This is a genomic window from Soonwooa sp. T0.1_25, assembly GCF_057652215.1.
The window spans coordinates 23,371-33,024 of record NZ_JBYFBZ010000015.1 but is presented as its reverse complement, the minus strand read 5'-3'; the positions used below and the strand labels follow the sequence as shown (position 1 = coordinate 33,024).

The following is a 9,654-nucleotide window of genomic DNA, read 5'->3' as shown; positions in this document are numbered from 1 at the left end:
AACAGAATGAAATATTTTATAGTTTTACAATACAAAATGAGGGTATAATTCTGTCCAACGTTTGGGGAGACTTACAGTTTAAAAATAGAAAAACTTGCTGAGAATATCAACAAGTTTTTCTTTAATAATGCTTTAACTTTTTACTTCACATCCAAATCCACAGCATTCAATCTCAAAGAATTTAAAATTACAGAAAGCGAACTAAAACTCATTGCTGCGGCGGCAATCATCGGTGACAACAAGATTCCGAAGAAAGGGTAGAGCAAACCTGCTGCTAACGGAATTCCTAGAACGTTGTAAATAAACGCAAAGAATAGATTTTCTTTGATGTTTTTCAGTAGCTTTTCGCTTAACATTTTTGCTTTTGCAACGCCCAAAATATCGCCTTTTAGCAAAGTCATTTCTGCGCTTTCAATCGCAACGTCGGTTCCCGTTCCCATCGCAATTCCCACGTTAGATTGTGCAAGAGCAGGAGCGTCGTTAATTCCATCACCTGTCATAGCAACAATTTTTCCTTCGGACTGCAATTTTTTAACTTCATTCAATTTGTCTTGCGGAAGTGCATTTGCGATGTAATGTTTGATTCCAAGTTCGTCTGCGACGGCTTTTGCGGTGTTTTCGTTGTCACCTGTCATCATCATAACATCAACGCCTTCTTTTAATAAAAACTCAACCGCTTTTTTAGACGTTTCTTTAATTTTATCTGTAAAACTCACAAAGCCTAAAACTTGGTTTCCTTCAGCTACATAAGAGATTGTGTGCGATTTTGACTGAACTTCGGTGGCTTTTTGTTTTAAAATTTCGGGAATGACAATTCCGTTTGAAGTTAAAAGATTTTCGTTTCCTAAATAAGTTTTGTTTCCATTAATATTCCCTTGAACACCTTTACCAGAAACGTTTTCAAAGTTTTCTACTTTTTCAAATGCAATGTTGTGTTCTTTTGCTTTCTTTAGAACAGCGTTTGAAAGTGGATGTTCTGAATTTTGATTTAAAGAAGCGGCAACTTGTAAAATCTTAGTTTCGGTGGCATCATTAACAGCTTCAATATGCTCCAAGGAAGGCTTTCCTTCGGTTAAAGTTCCTGTTTTATCGGTGATTAAAACGTTTACTTTGTTCAGTTGTTCAAGTGCTTCGGCATTTTTAATTAAAATTCCGTTTTTCGCGCCTTTTCCAATTCCAACCATTAATGACATTGGCGTTGCTAAACCTAGAGCACATGGACAAGCCACAATTAAAACCGCAACAGCGTTCACGAATGCAAATAATGTTTTTTGACCTTCTGGACCGAAAACTTGCCATAAAATAAAGGTTAAAATAGCAACTAAAATCACTACTGGAACAAAAACTTTTGAAACTTTATCCGTCAATTTCTGAATTGGAGCGCGACTACGGCTTGCTTCATTCACCATTTTGATGATTTGTGAAAGCAAAGTTTCGTCGCCAACTTTTTCGGCTTTCATCAAGAAAACTTGATTTCCGTTGATGGTTCCAGAAGTTACTTTATCGTTTTCAGATTTCTGAGCAGGAATCGGTTCTCCTGTAATCATCGATTCATCAATAGACGAATTTCCTTCGATAATTTTACCATCAACTGGAATTTTTTCGCCCGGTTTTACTTTTAAAATATCGCCGATTTTCACTTTATCCAAAGTAATTTTTCGCTCGGTATTTCCTTCCACCAAAGTGGCTTCATCAGGCGAAAGATTCATTAATTCTTGAATAGCTTTTCCCGTTTTTTTGTGAGCCGCCGCTTCCATCCATTGTCCAAGAATCACCAAGGTTAAAATCACACAGACCGCCTCAAAATATAGAGGAATATTACCACCATGACCACGAATTTCGTGCGGAATAATATTTGGAAAAAACATGGCAAAAAGGCTGAACAAAAATGCAGCAGCAACGCCCAAAGCAATCAAACTGAACATATTGAGGTTCCAAGTTTTAAATGAAACCCAACCTCTTTTCATTAAAAACCATCCCGAATAAAACAAAACCGGAATCGTTAACGCCAATTCTATATAAGCCTGAAATTCGTGTGAAAACGGAAAATTATACCACATTCCACCCATCGACAAAATGAAAACGGGAAGTGTGAACGCCAAAGAAATCCAGAATTTTTTCTTTAAAATATTGTAAGTTTCATCCTCTTCATCGTCACTTTTGTCGGGCATTTTTACTAAATCCATTCCACAAATCGGACAATCGCCTGGCGTGTCTTGCACAATTTCTGGATGCATCGGACAAGTGTATTGCGCTTTTTTCTTTTCAGGATATTTCACCAAGTCCATTCCACAAACGGGACAACCCACATTGGAATCGTAAACCTTGTCGCCCTCGCAATACATCGGACAATAATATTTTCCCGCGTTATCGTGGTTGGTTGGCGGTTGATGGTTGTCGGTTGTTGGATGAGCATGATGATGATGATGATGTTTCTCCTCTTGGCTCTTGACTCTTGGTTCTTGGTTCTTCTCCTCAATCGGTACCAAGTACATTTTACAAACGGGGCATCTTTCACCTTGCGTAAAATAAACTTTATCGCCTTCACATTCCATTGGACAATAATAAACCGACGACGGTGAAACTCTATCTTGCGGCTTCACAAAAGTGTTATCTACTACATTTGGGTCTTGCAATTTGTAGTTTCCAGCTTGTGAAAGAGCTTCGTTAAGTTCATCTAAACTAACCTCACGATCGCCGTGTATCACTGCTTCACTTTTTTCTAAATTAACATGAGCGTGAATTCCTTCTATATTATTTAATGCTTCAGTAATTTTCCCCTGACAACCAGAGCAAGTCATTCCTAAAACTTTATATGTGTGTTCCATATTCCTTGAATTTATAATACAAAATTCGGAAATGCAAAACTTTCTTTGTTATAGATTTAAGGAAAAGAGTTATATCTTTTAGTTAGGAGTCACTAATTATGAATTATTAATTATCTCTGTAAAACAACTCATCATTCATCACTTATAATTGGTCTAGTGGTTTGAGATTATGGTCTTAGTATTTATTTTACTTTTCAATATAATCTAAAATTTTCTTAGTCATATAATTGCGCTCTTAAGGTGTTGCATCATTATCCATCCTCGAATGCTTAATATTGGTCCAATCGATTATGATACCATATTTTTTCAATTCAATTTTATTAGGTAAAACATCAAAATCAGCAGGATAATCATTAGACCTAAGACTGTAAATTTTTGGTTGAGAAGTTCTCGGTAGTTCCATACGACGATTGTCCATCGAAATCAATTTATCAACTAATTCTGGATGCTGATGAGTAAATAAAACAGACATATCTCCACCATTAGAATGACCTATAAGTATTAATTTTTGATAATCATAATTGGGGAAATCGGTCTTAATCCGATTGAGGACATACAAAATGTTATCCGCACCACGTTGCCAATTTGGAAGACGAGTTTCTCGTAGATTACCTTCCATAGCTAACATCTCATCGGTTGCAAGTTCATGCTGAATACTGAAGATAGTATAACTTTTAGATGCTAAAAACTCGGTTAAATAGGAATAAACTTTATTATCACCACCTTTATTTTCGCCCCAACCGTGACTAAAAATTATTGGTATTTTATTAGAGGTTGCTATATTTTCAGGTTGATAAATTGCCACTGAAATCTCTCTATGTCTTGTAGTATCAACATAAGTAAATTCATCTATTTGTATAGATTTATTACTAGCATTTTGAGTCGCACAAGCAGAAAGAACCATTACAAATAATATTAGTACTGAGTTTTTTATAAGGCTTATTCTCATAATAAGTAAACTACAGAATTTAATACTTTTATTTTATTCGTTTCTAAGTTTAGAATAAACGTCAATATCAATAAATTTTCCATCTTTTATTTCAGCTTGACGCATCCGACCTTCGAATTTGAAATTTAATTTAGTCATAATTTTTTTTGAATTCTCATTTTCAGGCTCAATAACACATTCTATTCTTTTGATTCTCATGTTTTTATGAGCGTATTCGCAAGCTGTATCAAAAGCCTCAGCAATGTATCCTTTTCCCCAATATTCTGGTAGAAGCCAGTACCCGCCTTCTGCTTTTTGATGCTCTTTAATAATTCCACTAAAACCACAAGCTCCCAAAAATTCGTTGGTATTTTTATCGCAAATTGCCCACCAGAAGCCTTTTCCTGACTCCGACAAATGTTTGTACCATTCCATTTGTTCCTTTGTAGCTTCTAATGTATCATATCGGATGGTCAAAAAAATATATATATTATTGGATTTGATAAAGCTCTATGAACAAAAGTGATGTCATCATCTTCAATCGGTCGTATTAATAATCGTGATGTGTAAAGTGTTTTTGAAACATCCATTTTTTATTTTCAAAAATAAAGTTTTTTATTTTTTTAGATAAAGTTTTATTAATAATAATAGCTAAACTCTACATTTTGTCAAATTGTAAAGTTTTTATGATAAACTGTTTATGAAAAATTAAAGCATAGAAGTTAAATTGTTGAAAAATCTGATTAATTTTGTTTTTTATTAATGAAAGCTTGTATTAATAGCTTATTTTTACATTTATGATTTTAATTGTAGACGACAATCAATCCAATATATTTTCACTGAAAAGGCTTTTGGAATCTCAGGATTTCCCTGTGGATACCGCAAGTTCGGGTGAAGAAGCTCTTGCAAAAGGGCTTCGCAACGATTATCAATTGATAATTTTGGATGTTCAAATGCCCGAAATGGATGGTTTCGAGGTGGCAGAAACTTTTGCCGGTTATAGCAAGACCAAAGAAATTCCGATTATTTTTCTTTCCGCTGTGAATACCGACAAACGCTTTATTACAAAGGGTTATGCTTCCGGTGGAATCGATTATGTGACCAAGCCTATCGATCCAGATATTTTGATGTTGAAGGTGAAAACCTACTACAATATTCAAGGGCAAAATGCGGAGTTGAAGAAAACCAAACAAAGCCTTGAACTTGAAGTAAAAGGCCGTCGCGAAACACAAGTTGTGATGAAATCGCAGCTCGACCATTTTCAGCAAATGTTGGAAGCGCTTCCTCAAATTGCTTTTACACTGAGCAATACGGGCGAAATTGAGTTCGTTAACCGAAGATGGTTCCAATATTCGAAGTCGGATAAATCCTTTCCGGAAGTCCATCCCGATGATAAAGATTTAGTGGACGAATTTGGTCGTCAACGTGAAAACCTTGAAGCCATCGCACTTGAGGCTCGAATTAAAAATATCGAAACGGGAGAGTACCGTTATCATTTATTGAGGATGTCCCCGATTTTAGAAAATTCGGAAGCGAAAAATTGGGTGGGAACATTCACCGATATCAACGATCAAAAAAGGGTTGAGAAGGAAAAAGACGAATTTTTAAGTATCGCAAGCCATGAGCTGAAAACGCCGTTAACAAGTATTAAAGCTTACGTTCAGCTTTTAGATCGCAAATTGAAACTTGACAAAGAAAGTCCTGAAGCCAATTACGTGGCAAAAGTTCAGGATCAAATTGATAAACTGAATAATCTTATTACCGATTTGCTCGATGTTTCCAAAATTGAAAACGGAAAATTGAAGATGAATTTACAACCAACCAATTTGGAAAATGTAATTCATAACGCGATTGAAACGATTATTCAAACTCATGATGAAAACAGCGTAAGCATTGAAAGACACGGACAAAAACCAGATTTTCTAATGCCGTTTGACGCCATTCGTGTGGAGCAAGTTTTAATCAATTTCTTAACCAACGCCATAAAATATTCACCGAAAAATAACAAAGTTATCGTAACCACTTCTGTGGACGAAAACGATGTTAAAATCAGTGTAACCGACTTCGGAATCGGGATTCCCGAGTACAAGCAAGATGCGGTTTTCAATAAATTTTATCGTGTTGAAGAGTCTTCCCTGCAGTTTCAAGGCATGGGAATTGGGCTTTACATTTGTGCAGAAATCATCAAGCAACATGGCGGAAGCATTGGTCTTTCCAGCATTATTGATGAAGGATCAACTTTTTATTTCACCTTACCAATAAAGTAATTTTATGGCAGGAAAAACAATCAGAAATCTACAATTTGGCGTCGGAATGTCGCTTTTGTTGCTTATTGCGACCTCAATCGCATCGTATTTAAGCATTCTTAAACAGATGGAAAACCGTGAAAGTTTAAGCAATTCGAGACGATCAATTACCGCGATAAAAGATGTTTTGGTGGCACTTTTAGACGCTGAAACTGGAAATCGAGGCTTTCAAATAACGGGCAAAGAAGAGTTTTTAGAACCTTATAAACGTGGTTTGGACGAATTTCCGAAGGCGATTGCTCGTCTAAAAGATTTGGGTAATGACGATAAAATCCAAAGAGATAGAGTCGATAGTCTTCAAAGTTCGGTGCAAAGCCGTATCTGGATTTTGCAAAGTATGATTGACAAGAAGCGTCAAAAATTGGATGTTTCGCAATCCGATATGCTTCGTAGCAAGACCTACATGGACAAAAGTCGCAAGTTAGTGGCCGATTTTGTGAAGCATGAAGAAGATGTTTTAGAACTTAAAAATGTCGATCTCAAAGAATCTGCGTTTATCACCAAGATTTTTCTTCTTTTTTCGTCGCTTGGTGCACTTGTGATTACGGCTTTTCTTTATTTTAAACTTCGAAGTGATATTCTACGTCGTGACAAATTAGAAAAAGCATTGGTCTCAAAAGATCAACAAATGACGTTGCGTGTTTCGGCGATTCAAAAGATTGCAAATGGCGTTGCAAACGGCGATTATAGCTTAAGAATTGATGATTCTGAATCCGATAGTTTAGGTGAATTAGTTGGTTCTTTAAATCACATGACCGATTCCTTGAAAAGGGCTTTTGATACCATTAATAAAAGCGATTGGCATCAAAAAGGTTTGGCAGTTCTAAACGAGTCTTTGGTCGGGAATAAATCCATTAAAGAGACAACTACAAAGGCTTTGACGCATTTGGTGGAGTACGGAAATTGCATCAGTGGCGCACTTTATTTGTTGAATGATGATGTATTAAAACTTGAAAGTTCATATGGTTTAGAAAGCAGCATGAAAAACCACTTTAATATAGGTGAAGGCATGGTTGGACAAGTTTTTATTAAGAAGACGCCTCGTGTTTACAATGATATTTTAGAGAAAGATGTGGTGGCAAGTTTTGCAAGTAGCAAGTTGCATATCAACGGAATTTTGCTGGTTCCCATTATGCATGGTCGTCAAGCAATCGGAATTATTGAATTAAATTCGCGTAACAATTTCCATGAGGATGATGTTGATTTTTTTGCAGAAAGTTGCCGAATTATTGGTATTGCAATAAGCGCAGCAAAAGGTCGTGAAAAAGAGCAAAAATTATTGGAAGAAACTCAGGCGCAGTCGGAGGAATTACAAGTTCAGCATTCTGAATTAGAGAATTTAAATACCGAATTAGAAGCTCAGACGCAAAGATTACAAGCATCAGAAGAAGAATTGAGAGTTCAGCAAGAAGAATTAATGCAAACTAACGCCGAATTGGAAGAGCGTTCGAAGCTATTAGAAGAGAAAAATCATTTGATAGCAGAACGTAATATTGAAATCCAGAAGAAGGCAGAAGAATTGGCGTTAAGCACAAAATACAAGTCGGAATTTTTGGCGAATATGTCCCACGAATTGCGCACACCGTTGAATTCGATCTTACTGCTTTCTCGATTGATGGCGGAAGATCCAGACGATAATTTAACCGAAGATCAAATAGAATCTGCAAAAGTAATTCAAAGTTCGGGTAGTAGCTTGTTGACCTTAATTGATGAGATTTTAGATTTAGCAAAAATCGAATCTGGTAAAATGAATTTAGAGTATCAACACGTTCTAATTGAAGATGTAGTAAAGGATTTGCGTAATTTATTCAATCCATTAATGAAGGAAAAAGGTTTGGAGTTTAATATTAATATCGATTCAGATTTACGTCAAACTATTGAAACCGACAGACTTCGTGTTGACCAAGTCTTGAGAAATCTAATTTCAAACGCTCTTAAATTTACTTCTAAAGGCAGTATTAGTCTAAATATTAAGAAAGATCCTACACAAAAAGAATTTGTTATTTTCTCTGTAAAAGATACTGGAATCGGGATTCCAGAAGACAAACAACGTATTATTTTTGAAGCGTTTCAACAAGCGGATGGTTCTACCAGACGTAAGTTTGGCGGGACTGGACTTGGACTTTCCATCAGCCGAGAAATTGCAAAATTATTAGGCGGCGAACTCCGATTGACTTCAAAAGTAGATCAAGGTTCCGAGTTCAGTTTGGTGATTCCGATGACTTCAAAATTGAAGGTCGAATACGTGAATAAGGAACAAGATTTAATTGAAACCATTCAAGAAGATGTTCAAGAAATCAAAGAAATTATCGCGTTTGAGGACGACGATTTGCATGATCCAATCGAGATTTTGGGCATTCCAGAAGATGTTCCAGACGATCGAGATTTTATTGCAAAAGACGATAAAGTGATTTTGATTGTTGAAGATGACGTTAATTTCGCAAAAGCTTTGGTGAAATATGCGCACACTCAAAATTACAAAGCAATAGCGGTGGTTCGTGGCGATTATGCACTTCCTGCTGCACTAAAATACCGTCCGTCGGCGATATTGTTGGATGTTCAGCTTCCTGTAAAAGATGGTTGGCAAGTAATGGATGAATTAAAAGGAAATCTTCAAACCAAGCATATTCCTGTGCACATGATGTCGTCTCTGCACGTGAAAAAAGAAAGTTTGATGAAAGGCGCCATCGATTTCATCAACAAACCGATGGCATTAGAACAAATGGCTGACGTTTTCAAAAAAATTGAAGAAGCTCTAAGCAAAACACTTCAAAAAGTGCTTATTGTAGAGGAAAATGCGAAACATGCCACAGCGCTTTCGTACTTTTTGAGCAATTTTAATATTTCGGCTTCTGTGGAAGATAAAGCGGAGGATTGCGTGACGGCGTTCATTGATCAGAACGTGGATTGCGTGATTTTGAACGTTGAAAATTCTCGTGGTGAAGAATATTCAATTATTGAAACCATAAAAAAACACGAAGGTTTAGAAAATCTACCGATAATTATCTTTATTGATCGTAGTTTATCGAAATCTGAGGAGTTAAAAATCAAGCAATACGCAGATTCTATTGTTGTGAAAACAGCGCATTCATATCAAAGAATCTTAGATGAAGTTGGTTTGTTTTTACATCTGGTAGAAGAAAAAAATAGCACAGAAGAAAATAGAAAAAACTCCACGCTTGGCTCGTTGACAGAAGTTTTGAGCGGTAAAAAAATCCTAATTACCGATGATGATGTTCGCAACATTTTCTCGCTAACCAAGGTTTTAGAAAAATATAAAGTGGAAGTTGTTTTGGCGATGGACGGCAAACAAGCCTTAGAACAAATGGCTGCAAACCCAGATATCGACGTGGTTTTAATGGATATGATGATGCCTGAAATGGACGGCTACGAAACCATACGCGAAATCCGTAAACAACCAAAATACATGCGACTTCCTGTGATTGCCATCACGGCAAAATCCATGAGTGGAGAACGTGAAAAATGTATTGAAGCTGGCGCATCCGACTACATTTCGAAGCCTGTAGATACCGACCAATTGTTATCCTTACTCCGTGTTTGGATGTACGAAAGTTAATTTTGATTTTAGAAT

5 protein-coding genes are annotated in these 9,654 nt (G+C 36.3%); 2 read left to right on the top strand and 3 right to left on the bottom strand.

What is annotated here, in order from left to right; all coding sequences use genetic code 11:
• Positions 1 to 140 precede the first annotated feature (140 nt).
• The 3 genes from AC23MB_RS13175 to AC23MB_RS13165 all read right to left on the bottom strand — a co-directional run bounded on the left by AC23MB_RS13175 (position 141) and on the right by AC23MB_RS13165 (position 4,233).
• Positions 141 to 2,828, bottom strand: a complete 2,688-nt coding sequence (locus AC23MB_RS13175) for a heavy metal translocating P-type ATPase (protein WP_487787492.1) — start codon at positions 2,826 to 2,828, stop codon at positions 141 to 143.
• A gap of 235 nt (positions 2,829 to 3,063) precedes the next feature.
• Positions 3,064 to 3,732, bottom strand: a complete 669-nt coding sequence (locus AC23MB_RS13170) for an alpha/beta hydrolase (RefSeq protein ID WP_487787491.1) — start codon at positions 3,730 to 3,732, stop codon at positions 3,064 to 3,066.
• 78 nt (positions 3,733 to 3,810) lie between these two features.
• The gene (locus AC23MB_RS13165) at positions 3,811 to 4,233 is read right to left on the bottom strand and encodes a GNAT family N-acetyltransferase (protein WP_487787490.1); all 423 of its coding nucleotides are present in this window, start codon (positions 4,231 to 4,233) and stop codon (positions 3,811 to 3,813) included.
• Positions 4,234 to 4,553: 320 nt separating this feature from the next.
• Between AC23MB_RS13165 and AC23MB_RS13160 the strand changes: the two genes are divergently transcribed.
• Complete coding sequence (locus tag AC23MB_RS13160) at positions 4,554 to 6,023, top strand: sensor histidine kinase (RefSeq protein WP_374331219.1); 1,470 nt, start codon at positions 4,554 to 4,556, stop codon at positions 6,021 to 6,023.
• 4 nt (positions 6,024 to 6,027) lie between these two features.
• Positions 6,028 to 9,639 (top strand): response regulator, encoded by a 3,612-nt coding sequence (locus AC23MB_RS13155; RefSeq protein ID WP_487787489.1) that lies wholly within the window; start codon positions 6,028 to 6,030, stop codon positions 9,637 to 9,639.
• The last annotated feature ends 15 nt before the right edge of the window (positions 9,640 to 9,654 follow it).